Below are 26,485 nucleotides of genomic sequence, written 5' to 3' on the forward strand. Positions count from 1 at the left end.
CTGCATCTGTCCTCCCAAATCTAACAAAAAGCCGCCGAAGCATCTATCGATGCATCGGCGGCTCGAACAAGCACCTAACTCAGATCCCTGTAGCTGTAGAAACAGCTTCAGCATACGCCTGAGCTGTTACTTTTTCCGAAGATCCAGGTTGACGATTGTATTAACAATCAATCCATTGTTAAACTGAAACACATTCCGGTTTTGTATCTCACGGGGCAACTGCACGAGTTGCTGAAAGAAACCGCCTTCGAGTCTGAATACTGGGTTGAACCGGTACCCTGCCAGCAGTCCAAGGCGATTCTGGTCAAACACATTCTCACCTACATTACGGCCAAAACTGACAAACAGCTCATCGTATGCAGCCACGTACGGAGTCCGGTCTTCGAGCTTGGGTTTGCCCAGCGGCAACTGCGCCCTAAACATATACCGTATACGGTTGGAGTACACTGTTTCATCGGGCCGACGACTATCGGCGCTCAGATAACGACCAATCCACCGTTGTTCCAGCATGAATCGGTGTGAAACATCGACCCGGCCGACCGGGTTACTCAGGGTCATCATCTGAAAAAGGCGGTGCTCGGGAAACTGCCGCCCCGCAGCCTGAATAGGGTAATCGCCGTACGGGAACGTTTCGATCCAGGCATACCCGGCCCGCAGCGTTAACCGGTCATTTACCCGGTAGTTGATTCCTGTCCGTAACAGGCTTTGCTGCCATTTCGTCACAAACTCATCGCGCCGAAACTGATACTCCAGATGCCCACTCCAACGACTTGAAAATGTCAAAGTCGACGCATTGGTGAACCAGCCAATCGTGTTATTATCACGCAAACGGGTGTTCTGCGCCTGTGCCACCCCAAAAGTCAACCAGCCAAAGAGCATTAGTAATGAGCCAATTGCCGGGGATTGTCGCTCCGATCCAATGCCGATCATCGTCCCGAGGTAGTATAGCCGACCATGTTGGGCAGGGTTTCGGGCAGGAATTCCACTTTACCTGTGCCCAGATTATAAACCGCACCCACAATCAGGATTTCCCCTTTCTGGTATTTGCGCGAGAGTACCGGGTCCAGATCACGCAGGCTATTGACCTGCTCAAGCACATTCTGACGAATGGCATTTTCGAGCAAGTTACCTCCCATGGCTCTCGCTTTCTGGGCTGCTGGTTTAATACTGTTGACAAGGGCAATAATATGGCCGGGGAGATTTTCGGGCCGTTTGATGGCGGCATCGACGGCTCCACAGCTTTGGTGTCCCAAAACAACAATCAGCTTAGAACCCAGCACGACACTCGCATACTCAATACTACCATACGACGCTTCGGCCATCACCTGACCGGCCGTACGGATAATAAACAAATCACCCACACCCTGATCAAAGATAATCTCGTTGGGCACCCGGCTATCGGCACAGCTTACAACAATGGCAAACGGCTTTTGGCCTTTCTCGGTATTGGTCAGGGCAGCCTGGTCCTGACGAGGTCGGATACTTTTGTGCTCAACGAATCGACGATTGCCCCCCATGAGCTTGCACAAGGCGATTCGAGGATCAGCATACGCCGAGTCCCGATTAACAACGTAATGATCTTTACGCCACTGGACTGAGTCGATCGTGACCGGTGTGGGAGGAGCTGGCGCAGCCGCCCGACGGCGTGTCTGTGCTTCGGAAATTGTTACCAGACAGGTTGAAACGAACAGAGTGGCAACAAGTGAGTGAAGTTTCATGAAATAATTATGTTAGCAATTACTCTTAAAACTCCGTACGCAACGAATGGTTACCTAAACCTGTTAGAGCTGTCTTAGAAATACATTAGAAAGATATTAGAACTTATTAGTCTACAAAAACCGGTGAATTGTCATTTATATATCAAAATATACATAAAGGTGAGCGCTTTTATTATCTATTAGACTTAGGTAAGCTGGTCCAGGAAAGAAAGTTTATTAACCGATATACTTCCTAAAAATCCTTTTACAAGAAGTACCCAAATAACAAAAAAAATCCTATTTAATCCTATATATAAAAGGGTAGCCACGTCAGCTATGTACATTCAACAACCCACCGAATGCTCGTAGTTGGACCGCATATCTACTAACACCACATCGGGGTCGTTTTTGAGCTTCCGAAACGATTCGGGATCGAGGTGCACCCCCGTTCGTTCGAGCGAGTTGACGGGCAAATCAAAGTGCACAATTTCGGGCTTCACCCGGACGTGCAGTTTCTGGAAAGCGTGCTGTTCGTGCTCTTCCACCTTAAACTCAAGCGCTTCGAACCGGGGATCGGCTTTTACAGCGGCCATGTAAGCTTCGCAGTCGGCGGTCAGGCCCGAAACGGTACTGTTAGGGCCTTCGGGCGCTACAATGATACGCCCGAGCAGATTTAGCCCTAAACAGATTTGGTCGGAAGCACCGGTTTATCCGCCCCCCCTGGCCTGTATAGGCACGTTTACCCCTGAAAACCTGTACGTACATGGGAGCCATCGCAGTACGGCTTGTTTTGGCTGGCTCCGCACCGGCAAAAAGCCGTGACACGGTGTTTGGGAGTTTCGTGGCCGCTGCTGTCTTTCACCAGCAAATTACCATACACCATGAGTGGCCCGTTGGGCATCACTTCTACCAGGCTTTCTCCTTCCACGGTTTCTATTTCGGCGGCTTCCTCCTGACGTACGTAACTCAGCGCCCCCGATGGACAACGGTCTACTTGCTCTACAATCCGTTCGGTTTCGGCCCCCTGCATGTTTACCCACGGCCGTAGCCGGGGATTGAAGACTTCCCCCAACTGCGTCCAACAGATTTTGGAGTGAACACAGATGGCCGGTTTCCAGACTACCGTTATTTCCCCGTTTGTATACGTCCTGGTTATATCGGGAGTCTCGGACTTCGTATCTCGAATTTTGTTTTCGTCGTTCATTGGCTCTACTGATTTTATAACGGATGGCCTTCCCAAAGTATGGCTTTCTCCACCGATTCAACCTTCAGAGAAAGGTACTGCTGACGCTCAGGATCGTCGCGGTAACGTTCGAAATCGGCCTTACTCGGAAATGAAACTAGATGAATTTCGTACGGATAACCCATACGGGTAGCAACAACGGCCGTAGCATCGGGCCGAACACGGTACAGTAGCTCGCCATTGTGTCGTTCAATCAGCGGAAGTACGTTGTCTTCGAAGGTATGAAACGTCGATTCTTTCCCTTCCTGAATGTAGATCACCTGCGTGTAGTAAAGCATGATTACCTGCTGGTTTGGTGGCCGGGTAGCTTACTATCTGACCAACGTAGTACTGAAATCAATTGGATTTTCGAGAATCCGATGAACCGGACAGCGGTCGGCAATTTCGAGCAGGCGTTCTCGCTGCTCCTCCGTCAGATTACCATTGATGATGAGCCGCATATGCATTTTCGCCCGTTGGGTAAGCGGATCATTTTCGAGGTCAACATGCGCTACTGCTGAGGTCATGGGCCATCCCTTACGGTCGGCGTACATACGCAGCGTAATGACGGTACAAGCCCCCAACGATGCCGCCAGCAGATCGCCCGGCTTCATTCCTTTATCACCCCCACCAACTTCGGCGGGCTCATCGCAAACAATTACCTGTGTATCGGTTGAAATATGCGTTTCGTACGGAGTCTGTTCAATCCGGGCAGTTACGGTCATGAAGTTTCAGATTGGCCGGTGAGTTAACCAGAGGTTCATCAGCCAGCGAATGAGACAAAATAGGCCCATTTGATGCGCTTACCCCCAGGTTTGTTTAAGTTTTGATCAACTTTTTTGCCTAATAGTTGAACAATTATCCACCAATATCGTTAAAAACTATAGATACGCCAGCACGGTGTGACGCTTATATACCCCTCCGCGGGTTTTTATAGGATGTAGAATAGTGTCGAATATACAACTTCATCGACAAGCCCCCGCCCACAAGCGGGGGCTTTTGTTTTATCTGATTTTACCCATTCACAAGGCTCAGTTCAGCACAAACGGCATCCCACAGCCGAATACGCGCTTGCAGCGCCCGGATGGTCCAATCGGTAGCCTCGGCCCATTTCTCTTCATCGGCACCGCACAGTTCTTCGACCATCTGCATCGCCAGGTGGCTGTGATGGTCCCCGTCGAGTTCAATATGCCGCTCCAGATAGTACCGGAACGTGTCAAGTTGGCCATTACCGGCATCAAGCTGTCGCACAATCTCGATAAACATGTTCGGAATCAGGTCCTCACGACCAAACGTAAACACCGACGCAACCAGGTGCGGCTTACCGGTATCGATCACATCGAACGTAAACTCGACAAACTTCCGTACGCCCTCGGGCAGGTTGAGGTTTGCCAAACTCTCCCGTACCGGTTTTCCAGCGGCTACCTCACTTACCAGCTGGCTCACCGGAGCGGTATCGGCCCCCATTTGCTCCATGGCTTCGAGATACAGTTCGTAATGGCTCAAACGCCGACCATCGGGGGTTTCGTCGGACTCCTCGCCCGTTACGATTTCGTTGATTAGGTACCGCACAGAGCCATTTCCCACCGGCACCCAGGGTACCGAGGTGCAGGTAAGCTGAATCTGTAATCCCTTCAGCAATGACATAAAATCCCAAACCGCAAAAGCGTGGTAACGGGCAAAATCACGCAGACCGTTCAAATCCTGCACAGTTCCGTAGATTTCATGTCGGAGAAGTTCAGAACGAACCGGCTCAATAGCAGCCTTTAAATTATCAATTGACATATATATGATTTGTTTATTTCTCAAATGTACGCAGTGGGTACTACTTTTCAGGACGGTTTGTCGAACAAAATTGTTGGCCTGAACGCAGGTGTTTTTACCGGATTTGAGTAGGAAATTGACACCCAATCCCCTTTGAGACTTCGTAATCTTGCTCTAACGTTTCGGTTAATTAATTTCGGTTACCCGCTCAGCCATTGAACCGGTTGCCCAATTTGCGTATGCGATACATCGTGTGGTTAGTTTTACTGGCCTCGTGCCGCCCGGACCCAGCCCCGACCGCCTTACCCGACTCTTCCTACTTTCCGCTCCAGGCGGGCAGTTTTCGGGTGTACTCGGTCACGGAGCACCTGTACAGACCAGGCCAGGTTCTGCTTACCCGACAGTACCAATGGCGACACACAACGGGCGCTCCCTTTTTGGGCCTTTCGGGCAATAACACCTACCCTATTACGTACGCACACCGGCTCAATTCAGATTCAGAATGGCATACCGATTCGGTTGGTGCCACCCAACTAACCGCGGCCGAAGCGTTGCTCACACATGGCGGCCAAACCACCGTAACCCTCGCCTTTCCGGTAGCCAATGGCACCCGCTGGAACGGCAATCGCTACCGAAATGACCCTCCCGACGAGTTTGTGATGCAACAGTGCCATACCCCCTTTCGTACGGGCGAGAAAGACTTTGCCCGCACCCTAACCGTTATTCAACAAAACGATTCTACCTTAGTCTCTCAGGACAAGCGGATCGAGGTGTATGCTCAGGGCGCGGGGCTGGTGTACGCCGAACGGCAACAGGTGCGCTACTGTGCTGCCGAATCTGGCTGCGGCTCCCCCACAGCGATCAAGTCTGGAATTAGACAATTTATCCGTTTGACGGACTATGGAAACAAATAAGCTACTGATACTTTGGTTTAGTTTGGTGATCGGGCTGGTGAGTGCGGGGGCTCAGGCTCAGACAGAGACCGGGCGGTACCTCGTCCTGCTTCGCGACAAGGCCAACTCGCCGTTTCGGACCACCCAACCGGAACAGTTTCTGTCGGCACGGGCAATTGCCCGGCGCGCGCGACAGGCAATTGCCGTAACGGAGCACGACCTCCCGGTGAACCCTGCCTACGTAGCCCAAATCCGGCAGGCGGGGGCCGAAGTGCTATACACATCGCGATGGCTCAATGCGGCCCTCATTCGTACGTCGGCGACCACCTTGCAGCGGGTGCTCGCCTTGCCATTTGTGAAGGGGCTTGAGTACGGGCAAACCATTGGCCGGGCGCGCATCGGAGCCTCTGAACAAACCAGTGCCGCCGGAAAATTTGGGCAAGTCATGGCCGACCCCCTCCCCTACGGCTTCTCGTCGGCCCAACTAAACCAGCTGGGGCTTAACCAACTACACGAACGCGGATTCCGGGGCGAAGGTCAACTCGTGGCCATTCTGGACTCTGGGTTTCCCAACGCCAACACGGTGTCGTACCTACGCCCCCTTGTTAGTGAAAACCGGATTGTAGCCACGTACGACTTTGTAGCTAACAACCGAAACGTGTACGACGACGACAGTCACGGGCTCAATGTACTCTCGATTATGGCCGCTACGGCCGACAATCAGTTGTACGGCGGGGCCTTCAAAGCCAGCTACCTGCTGTTCCGCACCGAAAATGCCGCTACGGAGTCGCCCATTGAAGAAGCGTACTGGTTACTGGGTGCCGAAATGGCCGACAGCACCGGAGCCGATGTCATCAACTCGTCGCTTGGCTATACCGAGTTCGATCCTGATTTCAGCGCGGTCGATCATACGTATAGCCAGATGGATGGCCGAACTACCCTCGTGAGCCGGGCTGCGCAATGGGCAGCGGAGTCGGGTATGGTGGTGGTGGTATCGGCGGGTAACGAAGGGGCAAGCCCGTGGCGGTATATTTCGGCTCCGTCAGACGCGGTCGATGTACTGGCCGTAGCAGCCACCACTACAGGCGATGTGCGAGCTGCATTCAGCAGTTTTGGCCCTGCGCCCGACGGCCGGGTGAAGCCCGACGTAGCCGCTGTTGGGCAGGGTACCATTCTGGGCAACAGCAGCGGCCGGATTGTGAGTGGTTCGGGAACGTCGTTTTCGAGTCCGCTTATGGCCAGTTTTGTTACGACCCTCTGGCAGGCTTACCCCAAACTCACCGCCCGCGAGATTGTCGGTGTTGTTCGGCGGGCGGGGCATCAGGCCCTGAACCCCGATAGCCAACTCGGGTATGGCATTCCAAACTTTGAACGGGCATCGGCCCTGGCCGAGCGGCTTTCGTACACGTTGGCTTCACCCAACCCATTCACCGACGCCGACTTTGTGACGATTCCGTGGAGCGACACCCCGACCACCGAGCCTATTGACGCCCGCCTGACCGACCTGACGGGCCGGGTACTCTGGCAACAAACCCTCCCGGCCGAACGGACTCCGACGGTTTCGTTCCGGCAACTGGGCCTCCCGCCGGGTCTTTATTTGCTCACTTTGCAGAGTAACGGCACCCGCAAAACCGTCCGGCTTATGAAACGGTAAGGGTTTGTCTGTTGTCCTGTTTTATTCCCTGGCCATAGGATCGGGCTGCCCGTCGGGGTCACCCGAAACAGTGCCTTTCAGTGGCAATTTGCTGCCGCGTATGTACAGCAAACCAGCCACGTGCGGAGCAGCCATGGAGGTACCCGACAAGGTCGCGTATCGGCCATTTCGGTACGTCGATTGGATCCTAACCCCGTAGGCAGCCACATCGACCGAGGGGCCATAATTGGAAAATGCCGCAAAACGATCCTGCGCATCCATGGCCGATACCGTAAACACATTAGGATGGTTGACGCGGGCAGGCGACTGCCCCTCAACCGATTCGCTCTCGTTACCAGCCGCAATGGCGAACAAAATGCCCCGGTCGGCCGCCAGCCGGATGACCCGGTCGAGCGTGGGCGACTGCCCCTCCCCGCCCAAGCTCAGATTGACCACATCGCCCGGCTTGCCGGTGCGGTACACATGGTCGACGGCCGCGATGACGCCCGAAAGTCGCCCCTCCCCTAACTGATCAAGCACTTTAAGAGCCACCAATTGCGCCCCCGATGCCACGCCCGTTACGCCGATATTGTTGTTGAGCGCTCCAATAATACCCGCTACGTGGGTGCCGTGCCCGTTGTTGTCTTCGGCCTCGGTGGCAGCCGAGGTAGCCCCGCTCAAAAACGACCGACTGCGGCCGGTATCCACATTCAGGTCGGGATGATCGAGGTCTATACCGGTATCAATTACCCAGGCTGTGCGGCCCGTTTGGCGGTCGCCCCGGCCATAGCCCGTTTGTCGGATGTTCCAGCCGAGCGTAGTAGGGCTACTCACGTCAACACAGGCACACAACGAAACCGTCCGGTCGGGTTCAAGCAATTTCACCGACGTGTCGCGCCAGAGTGCTTCGGCCTCAAAGGTGTCGAGGGTGGCAACAAACGTAATTTGGGCATCGGTTGCTGTCAATACATGAGCCTGAGGCTGACGTACCCGGTGATTTTGCAGGAAGGTTTCCACCAGCCGATCGGCCGCCGGGCTGGCCTGCCGGGCATTGGGAGCGTCTGGAATGTCTGCAAACGTGGTGGTTACGATATACTGGCCGCTGATTGCCAGTCCATTGGAAGCCGAGGCTTTTACAAGGCAATCGGTATCGGGAGAGAGTGCACTGTTCAGGCGGTCAGATGACTGACAGGACATGGTAGCTACACTCAACAGAGTACAGCGAAGTAGTGAAAATGAAGCCAATCGCATGGGGTTTTATAAGCACGGTGACGTGTAACGTAGCGATTGCTTCATGTAGAAAGTGTATGTACAGATTTGGGAAGTTACCGACTATGTAACGCCGGGTTAACGGTAAAATTGCTACCTTACCACCGCCAGCATACAGTACTTGCCGGCATTACGTTAAAACAAAATCAAACACACCAGATGACTGATCCATACAACCTGCAACGGTTCATCGACGCTCAGGAGGGCGTTTACGAACGAGCTCTTTTGGAAATCAGGAATGGCCGGAAACGATCCCATTGGATGTGGTTTATTTTCCCGCAACTGAAGGGCATCGGCTACAGCGAAACGGCCAAATTTTACGGTATCGCCGGCCTTGACGAAGCTACCCGTTATTTAGAAAATGAGCTATTGAGACGCAGACTGATCGAAATCTCAAGCGCCGTACTATCCATACACGGAAAAACAGCCAACGAAATCTTTGACAGTCCCGATGATGCCAAGCTACGGTCATGCATGACGTTGTTCAGCATGACCAACAATACCGACGCTGTCTTTGAAGCTGTTCTGAATGCTTACTTCGATGGCCAAAAAGATCCCAAAACCCTCCGAATCATGGACACTTAAACAGGGCACCGCCCTAAAAAAGTACTTACAAAAAATAACCAGCTAATTGAGTTATAAATCTGAATATCAATACACAAATTACATTTTCATATATTGGCATAAAATTACCTATAATTCACCCTTGGCTATGAAAAAACTATACACCTGTTTCTTCCTTAGCGTGGTCTTCCTGATGCCGATGTTACTATTTGCCCAAACGGGAAAATACCATCGAATTCGGGTTGCCATTGACCCCCAACGACTAGAATATCTGTTCAACCACGGGTTGGATGTAGACCATTTCAGCTACGAAAACAAGCGCGATTTCACGGCCGAAGTCTCCGACGCCGACGTGGCCCTATTTCGGCGGGCAGGTGTCAAGGTTACCTACCTGGTTCGGGATCTTGAAAAAAATTACAGGGCTATCAACGCCCGCATCGACCGGGCAGCCGCCCAATCGGGCAAGGCGCGGGTCGCTGCGGTGAGTACACCGGTCAACTTCAGCCTCGGGTCATACGCCGGTTATTACGCCTATACCGAACTTCCCGCCATTCTGGATCGGATGCGGACTCTCTACCCTAACCTGATCTCGGTGCGGTCGAGTATTGGTAACTCGGTGCAGGGACGGCCGCTTTACATGGTGAAGATCAGCGACAACCCTGATGTAGACGAAAATGAGCCCGAACTACTTCTCAACGCACTACACCATGCTCGCGAACCCATGAGCCTAAGCCAGCTGATTTTTTTCATGTGGCATGTGCTCGAAAACTACAACAGCGATAAAGAGATCAGAACGCTGCTCAACAGCTCGGAGATTTACATTCTGCCCTGCGTAAACCCCGATGGGTATGTGCATAACCAAACCACCAACCCCAACGGGGGTGGCCTATGGCGCAAAAACCGACGTACCAATGCAGACGGCACTTTCGGCGTTGATCTCAACCGAAATTACTCGTACAACTACGCCCTCGACAATACCGGCTCATCGCCCACCCCGTCGTCGGACACCTACCGGGGCACGGGGGCGTTTTCAGAGCCCGAAACGGCAGCCCTGCGGGCGTTTTCTGCCAGTCGGCAGTTCGTCACGGCGTTTAATTACCACTCGTACAGCAACGTCTGCATTTATCCGTTTGAAAGCCTCAACCCCAACAACAACGCCGAACTGAGCACATTCCGAAGTGCGGCTACCTACCTCACCGCCGACAACGGATTCAAAATTGGCAATGCCTACGAAACCGTAGGATACAAGGCCAACGGTACCGCCCCCGACTGGGAGTTTGGTGAGCAGGTGGCTAAAAGCAAAATCTACGGATTCACCCCCGAAATCGGCTCGTCGACCGATGGCTTCTGGCCCGCTTCGTCGCGGATCATCCCGCTGAGCAATACCATGATTGAGATGAACCGCCGGATGCTGCGCATTTCTACGTACTACGGTCGGGCTACCGTCAGCGGCCCGCTTTCGATCACACAGCCCGGCGGTACGGCTGCCACCCTGGCTTACCAGTTTCAGAACTTCAGCATTAAGCCTGCCAGTTATACCGTGGCTACCACCAGTTTGAGCCCGGCCCTCGCCATCAGCAGCCCAAGCCGTACCTTCAGCGGGCAGGCCATGCTCCAGAGTAGTCCCGGCTCGCTCAGCTTCACGGTTGACGCCAGCACACCGACTGGCACCCTATTGCCTTTTGAGATTGCAGTCGATAACGGGTTGTCGGTCATTCGAGATACGGTGACGCTAACGTTTAGCCCCTCGTGTGGTACCCCCTCCGCGCTGACGGCGTCACCCATTACAGAAACGAGCGCTACGCTGGGCTGGCTACCTGTGTCCGGGGCAACCAGTTATGCCGTGTCTGTAAAACCTAAGAGCACCACGGCCTGGCCCGCCGATGTGCTCGTTTCGACAAACTCGTATGCCGTAACAGGCCTCATCAACGGCACCGATTACGATTGGCGGGTAAAGCCAACATGCGGCACCTACGCCGTAGCATCGTTTAAAACCCTCCTCCAAACCTGCTTCCGCGAGACGGGTGGGCAGGTGGTATTTGAAGCCGAAAACTACCGAACTGCCGTGGCAGGCACCGGAGCCGCAGCCGGTCGGGTCTGGTCACCCCTGAGTAGCAGCACGGCATCGGGCGGGCAGGCCATGTCGGCATCGGGAACGGGGCTTAATTTGCAGAACAATTTGGTTGGGCCACGGCTCGATTATGCGATCAACTTCACCACCGCAGGTACGTATTATGTGTGGGTGCGCATGGCAGCCGGGCCCAGTACCACCAGCGACGATTCGTTTCACCTCGGCCTGAACGGCACGGCTGTTACCCTGAGCCCCAGCACAAGCAATTACAACAACGGCAGCACAGCCTGGACCTGGCTCAAAGCGGCCGGCTCGACCGCATTCCGAATCGTGATTTCTACGCCCGGTTCGTACACGTTTAACCTCTGGATGCGCGAAGATGGCGTCCGAATAGACAAGTTTGTGCTTACCACCAGTGCTACCTACACGCCAACCGGCACCGGCCCCGCCATGAGCAGCTCCTGCAATAGTCCGTTGCCCGCATCGAGTCGCTTGAGTGCTTCGGTAGACGAGACCGAGCTGGACGTAATTGCCTATCCCAATCCGTTTGACGACAATATCACGGTAAAACTAAGCCCGAACGGCCAGGATAGTGAGGGGCGACTGATCGGAGCCGACGGGCGGAGCTACCTCCAGTTTACCATACCGGGAACCGAGTCGGAACGGATACTTGGAACCCGCAACCTTCCGGCCGGGGCGTATTTCATCGAAATCATCCAGCAGAATCGGCGCCGGGTAGTGCCCGTTCGGAAATTGTAAGCCCGTATTGACCAACACAAAGGCGGTCGGATGCCTGAGCAAGCATCCGACCGCCTTTGTGTTTATGCAATTAGTTTATTGTCGGGCCACACCGGCCGGGCGTTGCCAGGGCACGGACCCGCCCCGTCGGATATGCTCCATTAGCTGCCGGGTTAGCTGTTCGCGCATAGGCCGGTCGGTATCGGCCAAATTGGTCTTCTCGTACGGATCAGCGCGGAGGTTGTACAACTCGTACGGGGCAAAGGGCGTGGGTTGCAGCAACTTGAAATCGCCCTGCCGCACGGCATGAATCTGCAATCCTTTGTAGGTATCATGCCCCTCACGACGAACAAAATAAAGTGGCCTTTGCCGATCGCCTAACGTATCTTTTCCGGTAATAAGCCCAGCAAACGACTGCCCCTGAATGCCTGTTGGCACGGGCGCTCCTGCCAACTGAAGCAGTGTTGGCATCCAGTCCATCAGCAGCAATGGCCGATCAGATTCGGTGCGGGGCCGAATACCAGCTGGCCAGCGTACCCCGGCCGCAATGCGCAGACCGCCCTCGTACATCGTGCCCTTGACACCCCGGTACCCGCCGACGTTGGCTTTGCCTGGCCCCCAGCCGCCATTGTCACTCGTAAACACGACCAAGGTATTCCGGTCTTGCCCATTGGCCCGCAGAGCAGCCAATACCCGCCCGACGTTTGCATCCAGATGTTCAATCAGGGCCACCAGTTTCGCCCGGGTGGGGTCGATACCGGGACGCGTACGGGTCACACGATCCAGATCGGCCGCCGGCGGTTGTAGCGGATCGTGCGGGGCGTTGTAAGAGAGGTACAGAAAAAAAGGAGGGTCATTGGCCCGCCGACGCTGCCGAACCTGTCCGTTCAGATAGGTAATAGCCGCATTGGTAAACACATCGGTTGCATGACCGGGTGGGTTAATCACCTCCCGGTTGTGGCGCATGAAGTTTTGGCCATTCCGTTTTTTCTCAACGTAATTATCCATCATATCGCCCAGAAACCCGTAAAACTCGCGGAAGCCACGCCGGTTGGGGTGGTTTTCAGGCTCCAGCCCCAGGTGCCATTTGCCAACCAGAGCGGTGTGGTAACCTTGTTCGGCCAGATAATCGGGTAGCAGCCGGCCGGGGGCCAGATACCCCCAACTGTTTGTGGTATCGTCGCGGATAACGCCCGGCACGCCCATTCGCTCCGGGTACCGGCCCGACAGCAAAGCCGCCCGCGACGGCGAACAAACCGGGCTGTTGGCGTAAAAGCTCGTGAACCGCATTCCTCCGCGAATAAGGCTATCAATATGCGGAGTCTTTACATCGTTGGCCCCGTAACACGATAGGTCACCAAAACCCAGGTCATCGACCAGAATAAACAGGATGTTTGGGCGGAGCGATCGGGGTTTAGGGCGCGATTGGGTCTGAAAAGCGGTCAAACCTATCCAGCCGCTACAAAACAGAATGGAGAGAAGGAATCGGGTACGCATGGACGAGTTAGTTACCCCAAAACTAAAAAGGGACAGCGCAATGATACGCTGTCCCTTCGGCAAATCTATGAACAGTTCAGGCGTTTACGTCCTAAACAGGGTATGCTAGCCCGGTTTAATTTCCAGTTGGCACTTCGCTCTCTTCGGCCGGGACAATCGCTATGGGCTTAGCTGGCTTGCGCGATTCTTTATTGGCCACCTGAGGGCGCGGGTTTTTGTAGTTGTATCCCGCTACCATCTCCGGGTTGGTATTCCGGTTCCGGCGGGGCGTAAAGGTGAGCCGGGTTGCCCCCTGCTCGGTATTGGCCGACCGTTTGTAGTCGCCCATTCGTACCTGACGCCGTTCCTGACGACCCAGGGTAATTTCCGACTCCCACGCCTTGGCTGCGGCCGCTTTGTTCGGATGTTTATAGTTTCGAGTGGAGTACGTCGGATCATTTTGCAGTTTGGTCTCCTGCTGAGCAAAAGCTGTTGAGAGAAAAACCGCGCCGAGGAAAAACGATCCCACCGCACGCCAAACGAAGGTCCGGAGGGTTGCCTCTTTCGTTTGACTATTCATGTTCCTGTGGTTTTGTTGTACATGCCCTTTCGAGCGTTTACACAATTATAACCACCAAAAACATAACTATTCTTTTAGTTAGCAGGTATTTTTTCTATTTCCTTTTAAAAACACAGCAAAACCTTCGTCTTTTTGACCATTCTCTCTATTGACTCTTCGGTAGTATAACGAATGATATCTTGTAAATCTACCCAACATATAGCTTTTGTTTCGCCTGACTGCACGAAGGGTTCCAACGGATTTGCCCGGAACAAAAACCGAATATCGTAGTGAAAATGAGCCGGTTCTGTGCCACGTGCTGGTATCAGATGGACATCGACATCGAAAATTTCCGGTGTGTCATCGGCCGAACCGAGAGCCGTCAGCTGAGTCAGGCCGGTTTCTTCCTGAGCCTCCTGCCGGGCCACGGCCAGAATATCGGGGTTACCATCAGCATGCCCGCCCGGCTGAAACCAGCGATCGAGTTTCCGGTGATGAATCAAGACCACCTGCGTTCGATCGGGCTGGGTCGGGTTTTGGGCCACAATCCAGGCCGACCCCGTAACGTGCCCTACCGAAAGTGATCGCTCAAAACAATCGGGGTTTTCCTCAACAAAAGCAATGGTGTTGAGCCACATAGTTCGTTCGTGCGGGTCGGTTGGCTGATACCGGCGCAGCTGGGTAAGCAATGGTTGACGGTGCATTGTCACAGTTATAGAAAAAAAATGCAATTTCGCGCCGTAATTGGCTTATCCAAAACGTGTTTAACATCATGCGTAAATTACTTCTTTCAGCAACCACGCTTTGCCTGGCGGCCCAATTGGCCACCGCTCAAATCCGTCTACCTCAGCCGAGCCCCGGTGCGTCGGTAATGCAAACTATTGGCACTACCGATATTACGGTAAAATATTCGCGCCCCAGCCTCAAAGGCCGCGAGCCGTTTACGAGCGCCTTTGTTCCCTATGGTAAAGTATGGCGTACCGGTGCCAACGCGGCTACCAATTTCAACACCACAACCGACCTGACGGTAGGTGGCCAGAAATTGCCCGCTGGTTCGTACGCGCTGCTCTCGATTCCCAACCAGAACGAGTGGACGCTTATTTTCAGCAAAAACGGATCGGTAACCGAGCAAAACTATAAGCAGGAAGAAGACGCCCTGCGTGTTCAGATTGCCGCAGCTCCGGCTGCTGAAAAAACGGAAACGTTTACCATCAACTTCAGCGACGTAACCGACAGCACAGCCAACATGAATATCGTGTTTGGTAACGCGAAGGCAACCGCTAAGCTGGGTGTCGACGTAACTGCCAATGCATCAGCCAACGTAGACAAGGCCGTTGCCGACAAACCCGAAGACCCAGCCGTGTTGCAGGCCGCTGCGGGCTACAACCTCTCAAAAGGCCGCAACCTGGAGCAGGCACTGTCGTGGGCCGATAAGTCAATCGGCATGAAAGAGACCTTCCGCAATGTGTGGCTGAAGGCTCAGATTCTGGCCAAAATGGGCAAGTTTGCCGAAGCAGTGCCCCTGGCACAGAAGGCCCTGAGCTTGGGGGAGACGTCGGGCGATGCTGCCTTCCCGTTCTTTAAAGATGCCATTGCCAAAGGCGTAACCGAGTACACCTCAAAACTGCCAGTTGCTTTGCCAGCTGCTAAAGGCAAGAAGAAGAAAAGCTAATTAGCCGAGTGGTTGGGAGGAAAGCGAGCCGGTCTGCGGCTTATGGACTACGATAAATCCCGAACGCACAAGCCACTCAGGAATCATAATCTGTACGAAAAAAAGGATAGCCCGTAACTGGGCTATCCTTTTTCATTTATCGATCTCAGCCAGACATTGACGGCTCAAACGGGTGTCGCTATGCCTCGGGCACTTCTTTTTTAAACTGTTCGATGAGCCAGGCGATACCCACTACCAGAACGCAGCCTACCACATTGAGCCATAGGAATGCCATCAGATTCAACTGCCAGCAAACCACAACCAGTATTTCGCCAATGACCGCGGCCAGAAAGGTGGCCCGACCGCCGATGTTCCTGAAATAAAACGCGACGACGAAAATGCCCAGGATAACCCCATAAAACAGCGACCCCAGAATATTGACGGCCTCAATCATGTTGCCCATTCGGTTGGCAAACTGAGCAACCACAATACAAAATACACCCCACCCTACTGTAGCCCAGCGCGACGCGGCTACGTAATGCGCATCACTGGCACCGGGGCGCAAACTGCGCTTATAAATATCAACGACCGTAGTGGAGGCCAGCGAGTTGTACGCAGCCGCAATGGACCCCATCGACGCGCTAAAAATCACAGCGATGAGTAGCCCAATGAGCCCGTGCGGCAGGTAGTCGAGCACAAACCGGAGAAAAACATAGTTCGTATCGTTGGTGTCGGCCGTGGGATTGTTTTTCTTGATCAGTTTCACCACATTATCCCGGTTGGTTTTGATGGCCGCATCGGCATCGAGCAAGGCTTTACGGGCCGATTCGACGCCCGTTTCGTTGTCAGTCTGGAGAGCTTCCTGCAGGTTTAACACCTCTTTTTGCCGGGCTGTCGTGAGCAGCTGATGCTTAATTTCGAGCAGGTTGTATGCCTGCGCGTGCGGGCTGTTGCGCAGCTTATCGGTCTCCTGGGTGTTGAAGAAAATGGGCGACTCACGGTATTGGTAAAACACAAAGACCAGCACCCCTACAAGCAGAATCAGAAACTGCATGGGTACTTTGAGCATACCATTCATGAGCAAGCCCAGCCGACTTTGCCCCACCGACTGCCCCGTAAGGTAGCGCCCTACCTGCGACTGATCGGTGCCAAAATAGGAGAGTTGCAGGAAGAAGCCGCCAATCAGTCCCGACCAGATATTGTACCGGCTTTCGGGGTTAAATTCCAGGTCGACCAGATTCATCCGCCCGGCCTTCCCTGCCACCTGCAGGGCATCGGTAAAGCCTACGCCGTCGGGCAACATATGCACCGTGATATACCCGGCTACGGCCATAGCACCCGTCACAATGAGCATCTGTTGCAGGTGCGTGTACGAAATGGCTTTGGTACCACCCGTAACCGTGTAAACCAGTACGATGCCCCCCATAATGAGGTTGGTGAGGTAGATGTTCCAACCCAGAATAGTGGACAGAATAATGGCCGGTGCGTAAATCGAGATGCCCGTTGAAAGACCCCGCGAAATGAGAAACAGAATGGCCGTGAAACTACGCACCCGCCGATCGAAACGGCCTTCCAGAAACTCGTAGGCGGTGTACACCTTGAGCCGGTGGAAAATCGGGACGAAGGTGATCGAGAGCACGACCATGGCCAATGGCAAACCAAAATAAAACTGCACAAAGCGCATTCCGTCGGAAAAGCCCTGACCCGGTGCCGACAAAAACGTAACCGCACTGGCCTGCGTTGCCATCACCGACAAACACACGTGATACCACGGCAGTGAGTTTCCGGCCAGCAGGTAATCGTCCATATTCCGATTGCCCCGGCTCCGGTAAATGCCGTAAACAATGATAACCGTAAGGGTAAGACCCAGAACGCCCCAGTCAAGTGTACTCATGAAAGCCAGGTCATTAGGGCGTAACAAATAATAATCTCAGCCACCAGCGCACCCAGTACAATGGTATATAACTGGCGCCAGCTGTTGACAAAGGGAGGTAGATCGGGATCTCGAGGGCTCATACGGTAGGCTGTAGGGAATGAGGGGCGAAAATAGACAAAAAGGCACAGGCAGGAAAGGAGAAACGGATGAGTAACTCCCCGAATACATAAACGACAAACTTGATCAGACTCACAAAAAATAATTCACAAACCGCAATTTTTAGGTTGATACACAAAAACCATTCCATCAGCCGTTGTTTGTAACCTGTCTGCCCAGCCGCTTTTCTCCCCCCTTTCACGTTGCCAGGATTAAAATTTACACACTCGCTTTCTTGGAAGATAATACAAAGACGCGCTTAAATGCCCAACAAGGCGCTTGTGCCTAAAACCCAGATTAAATTACTAAGTAAGCACCCTAAGACCATTATACAAACAAATTATATGTATTTAATTAGTATAATTTTTATACTTAAATTCATCTAACAAACTCATACGTGGCCAATGTGTTCCACTGAATTTGCATGTTAGTTCCTGTTATTCTGGCAGTCTTTACTACGGTATTCGTCGGGCTGTTTCTGGCTGGATCGGGTATAGCAGCTAACCAGCTCAAGTCGACCCGAAGTCGCTCGCGCTGGGCACTTGTGGTGCCCGGCTTGCTTTTACTGATTGGTCGAATTCCCAGTATCACGTATTCCGCTCAGCTCAACACCGATGAGAGTCAGCTACTGGCGCAGGGTTTGACACTGGCCAAACATCCACGATTCTGGGAGTCGGTTGATGGTACCACCACCGGTCCTTTGGCCAGTTTTGTGCTGACCTGGCCATCGTTGTTTGGGTTTGAGACAGGCTATCTGCAGGCCCGCATTACGGGTCTGATTCTGATTCTGATCAGCCTTTTTTTCTTTTACAAGGCGTTGTCGGTGCGGTTCAGTGCGGGCGTGGCCTATGTAGGGTTGCTCATTAGCACGGCATTTTTCTCCTTTGCCACGCACTTTGATCTCGTACATTACAGCAGCGAACTGGTGGCTTTACCGCTCATTGCAGTGTTGTGGTGGCAATGGATGCGCTTGCTTACCACTTCGTCTCCCCTGTCGGCTTTATCCTGGCTCTGGACCGGATTGCTCGCCGGGCTCACCCCATTTGCCAAGCTACAGGCAGTCCCGGTGGTCGGTCTGTTAGCCCTTTGTCTGGTTGTATCTCTTTTGTGTTCTGGAAAACCGTTACTCAATGGTAACCGCCGGGCGGCCTTAATTTTTGTAGCTGGTGGGCTTCTGCCCAGTTTTCTGGTAGTTGGCTATTGCCTTGCCTTCGGAGTCTGGGATAATTTCTGGACGTTTTACATCCGGGCCAACCTGAGCAACTACCATGAGCTGCAGCAGCATCTGGGCCTGCCCACGCACCGATCAATACTGACGAAGCTGAGTAACCTACCTCACTTTCTGTGGGTAGAACCAACGGTGCGGTACCTGTTTTGTCTGGGTCTTTCGAGCGCCGTGGTGTTGGCAATCGCCTGGCGTCGCTGGTTGAACAAGGGGGCTCTGGCAAAAGCTTGGGCCTTGGTTATCTGGCTTTGGGGGTCGTTCTACGTAGCCATTGCGCCGGGTACCGAATTCCATCACCACCTGCTTTTTATTGTTCTGCCGGTAACCTGGCTGGTGAGCACCGCGTTTGCGGTTGCCTTTTCGCGTAACCGGGTCAACTACATTATGGGGCTGTACGTGATTGGGCAGCTGGCCACGCTTTTGCCCATGTGGACGTATGGCGTAGCTCCATTTCTGTATAATCCCTATCTGGCTACCACCCTGCACAATCGTACGTCTCCGCCCTCGGCCGTGGGCGCGTACCTGCGCAGGCACGCACATGAAGGCGACCAACTGGCCGTTTGGGGCTGGAATACAACGTACTATGTAGAGGCTCAGCTCGCCCAGGGTGTTAGTGAAAACCACTCCTTCCGCTCGGCTGTCGACCATTCGTTACAGTCGGCGTATCTGGCTAAATACATGCAGGATCTGAAGCGAAACCAGCCGGTCTGGATCGTTGATGCAACGGGGCCAGCCAGCTTTGTTCTGTCCGACCCTACACGGTTTCGGATGGCGCGTTACCCTTGCCTAAAACGGTATTTACACACCCAGTACCGGCTACAGGCGGTGGTCGAAGGGCAAGCAATCTTTGTGCGAGCCGACCGTTTCCCGCAGGACCGCCCCGTGACAGCCATGCGGTGAGAAGCCAACCCCGGCCCGTTATGCATGTTCTGTTTGCCTTTTGGGCTTATCTTTCGGGCAAACAAACATAAACCAGCATTATGAATTCGGAGACCACGCAAGCCGCCGAAAAAGCATTATTCGACTTAAGCGGAAAAGTAGCCATTATCACCGGAGCCAGTAAAGGCATTGGCGAAGATATTGCCCGTGTTTTTGCCCGGTTTGGCGCCAGGGTAATTGTCAGTAGCCGCAAACAGGAAGCCTGCGATGCCCTCGCGGCTGACATTATCGCACAGGGAGGTGAGGCTACGGGTGTGGCCGCGCACGTTGGCGACATGGATCAGCTAAAAAACCTCGTTGATGAGGCAATTGCAACCTACGGCGGCATCGACATTCTGGTCAACAACGCAGCCTCTAACCCCGTATTTGGCCCGTCGCTCGATTGCGATGGCCTTGCGTTTGATAAAATCATGCAGGCCAACGTAAAAGCGCCATTTGAGCTGAGCAAGCTTTGTTACCCCAGCATGAAGGCCCGCGGAGGGGGCAGTATTATTATGATGAGCAGTATTGCCGGCCACACACCCGACCCCGGTTTGGGTATCTACAGCGTCAGCAAAGCAAGCCTCAACATGCTTACCAAGGTACTGGCCAAAGAGTGGGGCCCCGACGGAATTCGGGTCAACGCGATCTGTCCCGGCCTGATCAAAACCAAGTTTAGCCAGGCGCTCTGGCAGGATGAAAAAATCCTGAACCATTTCACCAAACGGCTCCCCATTGCCCGGATGGGTACTACAGACGAAATCAGCCCAATGGCTCTCTTTCTGGCCTCAGCGGCTTCATCGTACACAACGGGTAGCCTGTTCTACGCCGACGGCGGAACCGTAATTTAAAATCGACAGCACACAAAAAAACAGGGAGAACGTGGCTGACTTGCAGAATTTTGCTCGCGTCAGCTACGTTCTCCCTGTTCCTTTTACTCTTTTTCCTTTCTACTGCACCGCCAGAATCTTAAACTCGGTGCGTCGGTTCTGTTGGTGATCTGCGTCGGCACAATCGGTACCATCGATACAGCCGTTCAGAATTTCGCTTTCCCCATAACCACGGGCTACCAGGCGGTTCGGCTTGATGCCGCGCGATACAATGTAGTCCATGGCGGCACGCGCCCGGTTTTCCGACAGTTTCAGGTTATAGGCATCGCTGGCACGCGCATCGGTATGCGAGCGAAGTTCGATTTTCATGGTTGGGTATTCCTTCAGGATCTTAACCACGTGTTCGAGTTCGCGAGCGGCATCGGGCCGGATAAAGAACTTGTTCAGATCGTAGTAGATATTCTTGAGCTGGAATACGTCGCCCTCGCCATACAGACCCAGTGAATCGGTGACAACCTTAGGCGTCTTGGTTTTGGGCAACTGTACTTTCTTAGTGGCATACTTGTTTTTCGAGGCCGTAATGGTGTACGGTGCACCGGGCTTCATGTCGAACTCGTACCCACCGTCGGGACCCGTTTCGATAGTCCGCTCCGACTTGTCGCGTTCGTTGCGGAGGGTCACTTTCACGCCCTGCTCCGGCACCTGATCGACTTCCCGTTTCACCACTCCACGGACAATGCTGTTTTCGCTCTTGTCGAGGTAAATGGTTACGCTCATCACCGGCTTTGGCGACTGAGTCAGAGTTGAGAACCGAACCGTATTCAGCGCGTAGCCTTCTTTCACCGCCTTAAACTCGTACTCCGTGTTGGCATCCAGGCAGAGCTTGGTTTCGCCTTTCGGGTCGGTCAGCAGCAGGTCGAGGTTGGTTCCGTTACGCACAATGCGCACGTCGGCCTGATCAATGGGTGCGTTAGTTTTCGCGTCGAACACGAGAATTTTAAGTTCACGGCAGTTCCGGCGGAAACTGTAGATATCATCGTCACTGATGCCCTTTTTCCGGTTGCTGCTAAAATACCCTGAAGTCCGGTACTTGTCGGTGATGATACCAAAATCATCCTTCTCAGAGTTGATGGGTGCCCCCACGTTTTCAACCCCTTTGTACGCGACACCATCTTTCAGCTCGGCAAAGAAAACATCGAGCCCGCCGAGGCCTTCGTGCCCATCCGACGAAAAGTAGAGATTACCGTTCTCATCGGCATAGGGGAACATCTCGTTACCTTCCGTATTGATGTCTTTACCCATGTTAACGGGCGTGCCCCACTCACCGTTGCGGTATTCGACCACGTATAGGTCGGTTCCGCCAAAGCCACCGGGCATATCCGACACAAAGTACATTTTACTATTGTCGGGCGAGAAAGCCGGGTGACCAACCGAATATTCCTTGTTGTTAAAAGGTAACTCCCGCACGTTCGACCATTTGTTTCCCTTCTCGTTGATAGCTGAATACAACTTCAGCTTACGCACCCCGTCGTTGCTTTTGCCGGTCTTGCCTTTGCTGCCGTTGTTCCGGGTGAATACAATCATTTTCTGGTCCCGCGAAAATGTCATCGGGCCTTCATGGTATTTGGTATTCAGCGTCCGGCTAAACTCCTGTGTTTTAGACAGCTTCTGCTCTACCGGAGCCGCAATTTCGGGCGCTTTGGTTGCCGACGGCGAACCGCCACCCAGCACCGCCGTGTTGGGCTGACGGAGCATATCGACATTCGGAGCCCGAATCTCAGTGGTGTCGGCATGGTAGTACAAATCGAGGAAAGGGGTCTGATTCCAGGTAAACACCCGTTTCAGCGGACCGCCCTCATCGCGCGCCGACACAAACACGATACCGCCCTTGTAGTACATTGGGCTGAAATCGGCCTGCCGGGTATTGATGGGTAAGCTGTAGGTTTTGTACGACGATGAGTCCTGGAAGAAACGACCCACGTCCATATAAGAGACCGTAAACCGCCGACCGCGTAAATCCTGGGTCTGCTGCTCACCGTACTTGCTATACATTTTCTGCGATTCCCGGTACTTGCCGTTGGCAGCCAGGGCCTGGGCGTAGTACATATAAATCTCGCTATTGAGATCCGTGTACTTATTGACCAGTTCGCCATACACCCGTTCGGCGTTACGGGTATCCTGCAATTTCCGGTAGCTGAAACCCAGATTGGTCAATGCCTCACGGGTTTCGGCAGCGTTCTTTTGCTTGTCTGTACGTAAAAAATCCTCGTACAAGCGGACGGCGTTGATGTAGCTGAAGCTTTCAAGCTGCTTGTTAGCAGCCCGCAGTTTCACGCTTTGCGCCCGGAGAGAATGTGCTCCGGTCAGAAAACCAGCCAGCAACAGCACAATGAGTAATGATCGGTTCATGGCTTAACTTAAATTACCGTTTAGGAGTATGGGCCACCCGTCACCAAACAAATACAGTGCCAGACTTAGGGTAAATAGTTTATAAACTTCCGAAAACATCCCAGATTCGCCCTCCACAGCCCCCTAACGGTAGTTTACACCTTAAAACAATGAGTTTACGGCTTAGTACAAAGGGGTTTAAAGTTACACAAATTAGCGTTTAGATTCGCTATTCTGTAACCGAACAACCAGTATCCGCCGGGTAGAGTCGGTTATTCGGACCTCGTGTGCCAACCGATGCCCCACCACCCAAACCACTTTATCACCCGCCGTAAGTACGGCCGTCCGGGCGCGTTCGGGCAATGACACTTTCCGGTCGTTGAGCAGGTCGCTCACCAGTTTGGTGCCTTGCATATTCAGCGGTCGGAATCGGTCACCCTGCCGCCAGGACCGAATATGCAGAGGCTGGTCCAATTGGTCGGCGTCGAGATACCCCACAGACGCATCTGGCTCGTTTGGCGGAACAAAGCGGTCCGGGCTCTCCTGGTAAAACCAGCTCACTTGCCGACCGTCGGGCAGCAACAACGTACCGGTCTCTCCTGAAGGAAGCGGGAAATCATACGGTATCTCGACCGATAAAGGAGCCACCATCAGCCCGGCCCGGTCGTGCCACAGTCCGTGCGTTGCCGACCGAAACACCTGCCCTTTCTGACCTGCTTCAACCACACGGACCACCTCCTGCACCTGACCATACGGGAACCCAAACGGTTTGAGCCATTCGCTCAGTCGAAACGCCCACTCTGATTGGGCCCGTAGCCATTCCAGATCAATCGTCCACATTCCACTCGATTCGCGGGCGCAGGCTTGCCACGATGCCGCGAGCGTCTCGTTTAGGAGCGACTCGGCCGCCCTCAGCCGCTCTACGGTGCGGCCAAAAGTGGTGATCAAATGGGGGTTGATAGCTTCCAGCACGGGTACCACCTGATGCCGCAGACGGTTTCGGGCGTATTTATCGCTCATGTTGGAGACATCTTCGCGCCAGGGCAGACCACGTTCCTGGGCGTACACCCGAACCTCTTCCCGACTGGCAAACCAGAGTGGCCGGACAATGCGCCCCTGCCGGATTGGAATACTGCGTAACCCGGCCAATCCGGTACCCCGCACCAGGTTGAGCAACAAGGTTTCGAGTACGTCGTTTTGATGGTGAGCCGTGGCAATCCAGGTGTAACCATGCTCGCGGGCCACAGCCTCGAACCAGTCGTACCGGAGTTGACGGGCTGCCACCTGCACCGACAAACCCCGCTCGCGCGCCACCGACGTTGTATCAAACCGAATGGTGTGGCACGGCCGGTTGTACCCAACGGCCAGTTGTGTTACAAAGGCCTCGTCGGCGTCTGAGTCGGCCCCGCGCAGACCGAAATTGACATGTGCTATGCCGACTGCGAAACCCGCCCGAACCATCAGGTCGGTCATCACAACGGAGTCGAGCCCCCCGCTTACGGCCAGCAGTACCCGGTCGGTCGGTTGAAAGAGGTGCTGATCGTTAATAAACTCTAAAAACGAATCATACATGGCCGATACGCGTTTATTGACATAGCTTTGCATCGGTAAAGGTACGAGCAGACACGCCTACCGGGTGCAATTTCCGCCCTATTTAATCGTTCGGTGGCCCTTTCCTTACTATTGTTTATGAGTCGTTGCAACCCTTTCGCTTTTTTGCGAATCTCTATACTGACCACCCTGTTACTCACAGCCTGCTGGCTGCCCGGTCGGGCACAAGTGGGCCGTCCGCCCATGAGCGGGGGCAACAGCGGCCCGGTCGAAAAAGTGGAGCTGTTACCGCCCGGAGCCGATAGCCTGGTGGTGTTAAATGATCCGGGACAGGTAATCCGAAAACTGTATAATAACGTAAGATTCCGGCATAAGGGCGTGCTGATGTACTGTGACCAGGCCATACAGAACGTAACCACCAACGTGATTGAAGCTTACGGAAACGTGCGTATTCTGCAAGGTGACACCATCAGCGTGCGGGCCGATACCATGTATTACTATGGCAACGTGCGGCAGGCCAATCTGCGCGGACGTGTGACCATGAAAGATCGTAAAATGACACTGACAACCGGACAACTCGATTACGATATGTCTATGGGGGTGGCGCACTACCCCAACAAGGGCCGTATTGTTGACCGGGAGAACATTCTGACCAGTCAGGAAGGGTTTTACGATACCCGAACCAAGCAGTTTACATTCCGTCAGAACGTACGGCTGGTAAATCCCAAATACACCCTTACCGCCGATAATTTGCTGTACAACTCGCTAACCAAAATTGCCGACTTTCAGGGGCCAACCAAGATTGTCAATAAAGATGGTACTCTGTTGGCTTCACAAGGGCAGTATAATACCGTAACGCGGGTATCGAATTTTCAGCAGCGGGCTACCGTCGAAACCCCCAAGTACACCCTCACCGGCGACACCCTCTTTTACGACAACAACACCGACCTGGGCATTGCCAAAGGGAACGTGGTGATGGTAGCCAAGGAAGACAAAACGATAATTACCGGCGAACACACCCGGTACAACGGTCGGATTGGAATCTCGCGGGTAACGGGCAACGCGCTCGTAAAAAGCGTGGTAAGTAACCAGGACACCCTGTTTATGCGGGCCGACACCCTGTTTTCGTACGATACTCCCCGCGACACGGCTCGTACGAAACCCAAGCCGGGCACCAAACCCGTACGCAAACTGATTGGTCAGCGTAATGTGGTGGTGTTTAAATCGGACTTGCAAAGCCGGTGCGACTCGCTCGTGTACGATGTAGCCGATTCGACCATCTATTTCTTCAAAAAGCCAATCATTTGGAGCGGGCAATATCAGCTGGAGGCAGACTCGGTAACGACCAGGATGAAGAATAACCGAATTGACCGGATGTTTTTGCGAACCCGCTCCTTTGTAGTTGCCCGCGATACGTTGCAGAACTTCAACCAGATCAAGGGCAGAGCGATTACCGCGTATTTCCAGACCAAAAACGATACTGTGCGGGCTGTTACAAGCACCATGCCAACGTCAACAACCGTGGTAAAAGGTAAACTTCCGACCCGCCCGGCAGTTGCGACAAACGCAGCTTCCAGTACGGTTGCGGCCCCGTTGACCGTTCGGCAAAATACGGTGCTCGACCGCGTGATTGTGGAAGGAAACGGACAAAGTATCTACTTTGCTGTGGACGATAAGAACAAGTTAGTGGGGATGAATCGCGTCGAATGCAGTCGGATGAATATTGATTTTGAGAACCAGAAAGTCAATGAGATACGGTTTTACGGGCAGCCCGATTCGCAGTTTGTTCCCCCGCAGGAAATCACGGGACCGAAGAAAGAATTGGAGGGTTTCCGCTGGCGCACAGCTGATAAGCCAGGCAAAAACGACGTGATCAATTACAAACCAGTCGTTAAGAAAACCGAAAAAACAACGGCTTCGGTTAAACCTTCGGCTACGGAACCGGTTCTAAATACCAAAAAATAGCATGATTTTTGCCGTTTAACAATTTTTAGGAGGTAGATT

21 protein-coding genes and 1 pseudogene are annotated in these 26,485 nt (G+C 53.5%); 8 read left to right on the forward strand and 14 right to left on the reverse strand.

What is annotated here, in order from left to right:
- Nucleotides 1-126: 126 nt before the first annotated feature.
- The 7 genes and pseudogenes from RUDLU_RS0103755 to RUDLU_RS0103785 form a co-directional block, all read right to left on the reverse strand.
- Nucleotides 127-930, reverse strand: coding sequence for a DUF2490 domain-containing protein (locus RUDLU_RS0103755; RefSeq protein ID WP_245581619.1), 804 nt, complete (start codon nucleotides 928-930; stop codon nucleotides 127-129).
- Nucleotides 927-1,718 carry a carbonic anhydrase gene (locus RUDLU_RS0103760; protein WP_157580083.1) on the reverse strand — a complete coding sequence of 264 codons (792 nt, stop codon included), beginning with the start codon at nucleotides 1,716-1,718 and terminating at the stop codon, nucleotides 927-929. The genes RUDLU_RS0103755 and RUDLU_RS0103760 overlap by 4 nt, the downstream gene beginning before the upstream one ends.
- Before the next feature lie 329 nt (nucleotides 1,719-2,047).
- Nucleotides 2,048-2,386, reverse strand: a pseudogene (locus RUDLU_RS26875) (rhodanese domain-containing protein); the annotation flags it as partial.
- Between the two features lie 50 nt (nucleotides 2,387-2,436).
- On the reverse strand, nucleotides 2,437-2,901 hold the full coding sequence (locus RUDLU_RS0103770; protein WP_019987016.1) for a (4Fe-4S)-binding protein: 465 nt from the start codon (nucleotides 2,899-2,901) through the stop codon (nucleotides 2,437-2,439).
- A 14-nt stretch (nucleotides 2,902-2,915) separates the two neighbouring features.
- On the reverse strand, nucleotides 2,916-3,218 hold the full coding sequence (locus RUDLU_RS0103775) for a hypothetical protein (protein WP_019987017.1): 303 nt from the start codon (nucleotides 3,216-3,218) through the stop codon (nucleotides 2,916-2,918).
- A 33-nt stretch (nucleotides 3,219-3,251) separates the two neighbouring features.
- Nucleotides 3,252-3,644: an OsmC family protein gene (locus RUDLU_RS0103780; RefSeq protein WP_019987018.1), complete on the reverse strand. Its 393-nt coding sequence runs from the start codon at nucleotides 3,642-3,644 to the stop codon at nucleotides 3,252-3,254.
- Between the two features lie 289 nt (nucleotides 3,645-3,933).
- Complete coding sequence (locus RUDLU_RS0103785) at nucleotides 3,934-4,704, reverse strand: DUF3050 domain-containing protein (RefSeq protein WP_019987019.1); 771 nt, start codon at nucleotides 4,702-4,704, stop codon at nucleotides 3,934-3,936.
- 218 nt (nucleotides 4,705-4,922) lie between these two features.
- Between RUDLU_RS0103785 and RUDLU_RS28610 the strand changes: the two genes are divergently transcribed.
- Together RUDLU_RS28610 and RUDLU_RS0103795 are read left to right on the forward strand one after the other, a co-directional pair.
- Nucleotides 4,923-5,597, forward strand: coding sequence for a hypothetical protein (locus tag RUDLU_RS28610; RefSeq protein ID WP_019987020.1), 675 nt, complete (start codon nucleotides 4,923-4,925; stop codon nucleotides 5,595-5,597).
- The gene (locus tag RUDLU_RS0103795) at nucleotides 5,584-7,230 is read left to right on the forward strand and encodes a S8 family serine peptidase (protein ID WP_027302731.1); all 1,647 of its coding nucleotides are present in this window, start codon (nucleotides 5,584-5,586) and stop codon (nucleotides 7,228-7,230) included. The genes RUDLU_RS28610 and RUDLU_RS0103795 overlap by 14 nt, the downstream gene beginning before the upstream one ends.
- 21 nt (nucleotides 7,231-7,251) lie before the next feature.
- Here the strand turns inward: RUDLU_RS0103795 and RUDLU_RS0103800 are convergent, their stop codons facing one another.
- A complete protein-coding gene (locus tag RUDLU_RS0103800) occupies nucleotides 7,252-8,406 on the reverse strand; it encodes a S8 family serine peptidase (protein ID WP_019987022.1) in 1,155 nt (384 codons plus the stop codon).
- A 231-nt stretch (nucleotides 8,407-8,637) separates the two neighbouring features.
- Here RUDLU_RS0103800 and RUDLU_RS0103805 point away from each other — a divergent pair, with 231 nt between their 5' ends.
- Together RUDLU_RS0103805 and RUDLU_RS28615 are read left to right on the forward strand one after the other, a co-directional pair.
- Nucleotides 8,638-9,063, forward strand: coding sequence for a DUF1810 domain-containing protein (locus tag RUDLU_RS0103805; RefSeq protein WP_027302733.1), 426 nt, complete (start codon nucleotides 8,638-8,640; stop codon nucleotides 9,061-9,063).
- A 127-nt stretch (nucleotides 9,064-9,190) separates the two neighbouring features.
- Nucleotides 9,191-11,872 (forward strand): M14 family zinc carboxypeptidase, encoded by a 2,682-nt coding sequence (locus RUDLU_RS28615; protein WP_052316737.1) that lies wholly within the window; start codon nucleotides 9,191-9,193, stop codon nucleotides 11,870-11,872.
- A 75-nt stretch (nucleotides 11,873-11,947) separates the two neighbouring features.
- Here the strand turns inward: RUDLU_RS28615 and RUDLU_RS0103815 are convergent, their stop codons facing one another.
- The 3 genes from RUDLU_RS0103815 to RUDLU_RS0103825 form a co-directional block, all read right to left on the reverse strand.
- Nucleotides 11,948-13,348 carry a sulfatase family protein gene (locus RUDLU_RS0103815; RefSeq protein WP_019987026.1) on the reverse strand — a complete coding sequence of 467 codons (1,401 nt, stop codon included), beginning with the start codon at nucleotides 13,346-13,348 and terminating at the stop codon, nucleotides 11,948-11,950.
- 115 nt (nucleotides 13,349-13,463) lie between these two features.
- Entirely contained in the window at nucleotides 13,464-13,907 is a 444-nt protein-coding gene (locus RUDLU_RS28620) for a hypothetical protein (protein WP_019987027.1), read from the reverse strand.
- A gap of 104 nt (nucleotides 13,908-14,011) precedes the next feature.
- Nucleotides 14,012-14,590 (reverse strand): NUDIX hydrolase, encoded by a 579-nt coding sequence (locus RUDLU_RS0103825; protein ID WP_044129339.1) that lies wholly within the window; start codon nucleotides 14,588-14,590, stop codon nucleotides 14,012-14,014.
- A gap of 68 nt (nucleotides 14,591-14,658) precedes the next feature.
- Here RUDLU_RS0103825 and RUDLU_RS0103830 point away from each other — a divergent pair, with 68 nt between their 5' ends.
- Entirely contained in the window at nucleotides 14,659-15,558 is a 900-nt protein-coding gene (locus RUDLU_RS0103830) for a DUF2911 domain-containing protein (protein WP_027302734.1), read from the forward strand.
- Between the two features lie 178 nt (nucleotides 15,559-15,736).
- Here RUDLU_RS0103830 and RUDLU_RS0103835 read toward each other — a convergent pair whose 3' ends face one another.
- Nucleotides 15,737-17,431, reverse strand: coding sequence for a sodium:solute symporter family protein (locus tag RUDLU_RS0103835; RefSeq protein ID WP_019987030.1), 1,695 nt, complete (start codon nucleotides 17,429-17,431; stop codon nucleotides 15,737-15,739).
- Nucleotides 17,432-17,993: 562 nt separating this feature from the next.
- On the opposite strand from RUDLU_RS0103835, the gene RUDLU_RS0103850 reads away from it, so the two are divergent.
- Together RUDLU_RS0103850 and RUDLU_RS0103855 are read left to right on the forward strand one after the other, a co-directional pair.
- Nucleotides 17,994-19,694 (forward strand): hypothetical protein, encoded by a 1,701-nt coding sequence (locus tag RUDLU_RS0103850; RefSeq protein WP_019987033.1) that lies wholly within the window; start codon nucleotides 17,994-17,996, stop codon nucleotides 19,692-19,694.
- Nucleotides 19,695-19,774: 80 nt separating this feature from the next.
- Entirely contained in the window at nucleotides 19,775-20,563 is a 789-nt protein-coding gene (locus RUDLU_RS0103855) for a glucose 1-dehydrogenase (RefSeq protein ID WP_019987034.1), read from the forward strand.
- A gap of 99 nt (nucleotides 20,564-20,662) precedes the next feature.
- On the opposite strand, the gene RUDLU_RS0103860 is transcribed toward RUDLU_RS0103855, so the two are convergent.
- Complete coding sequence (locus RUDLU_RS0103860; RefSeq protein WP_019987035.1) at nucleotides 20,663-22,951, reverse strand: OmpA family protein; 2,289 nt, start codon at nucleotides 22,949-22,951, stop codon at nucleotides 20,663-20,665.
- A 192-nt stretch (nucleotides 22,952-23,143) separates the two neighbouring features.
- Nucleotides 23,144-24,535 carry a tRNA lysidine(34) synthetase TilS gene (gene tilS, locus RUDLU_RS0103865; protein ID WP_019987036.1) on the reverse strand — a complete coding sequence of 464 codons (1,392 nt, stop codon included), beginning with the start codon at nucleotides 24,533-24,535 and terminating at the stop codon, nucleotides 23,144-23,146.
- 111 nt (nucleotides 24,536-24,646) lie between these two features.
- Between tilS and RUDLU_RS0103870 the strand changes: the two genes are divergently transcribed.
- Entirely contained in the window at nucleotides 24,647-26,446 is a 1,800-nt protein-coding gene (locus tag RUDLU_RS0103870; protein WP_019987037.1) for an OstA-like protein, read from the forward strand.
- The last annotated feature ends 39 nt before the right edge of the window (nucleotides 26,447-26,485 follow it).

Origin of the sequence: Rudanella lutea DSM 19387 (assembly GCF_000383955.1) — a bacterium.
Classification (GTDB): domain Bacteria; phylum Bacteroidota; class Bacteroidia; order Cytophagales; family Spirosomataceae; genus Rudanella; species Rudanella lutea.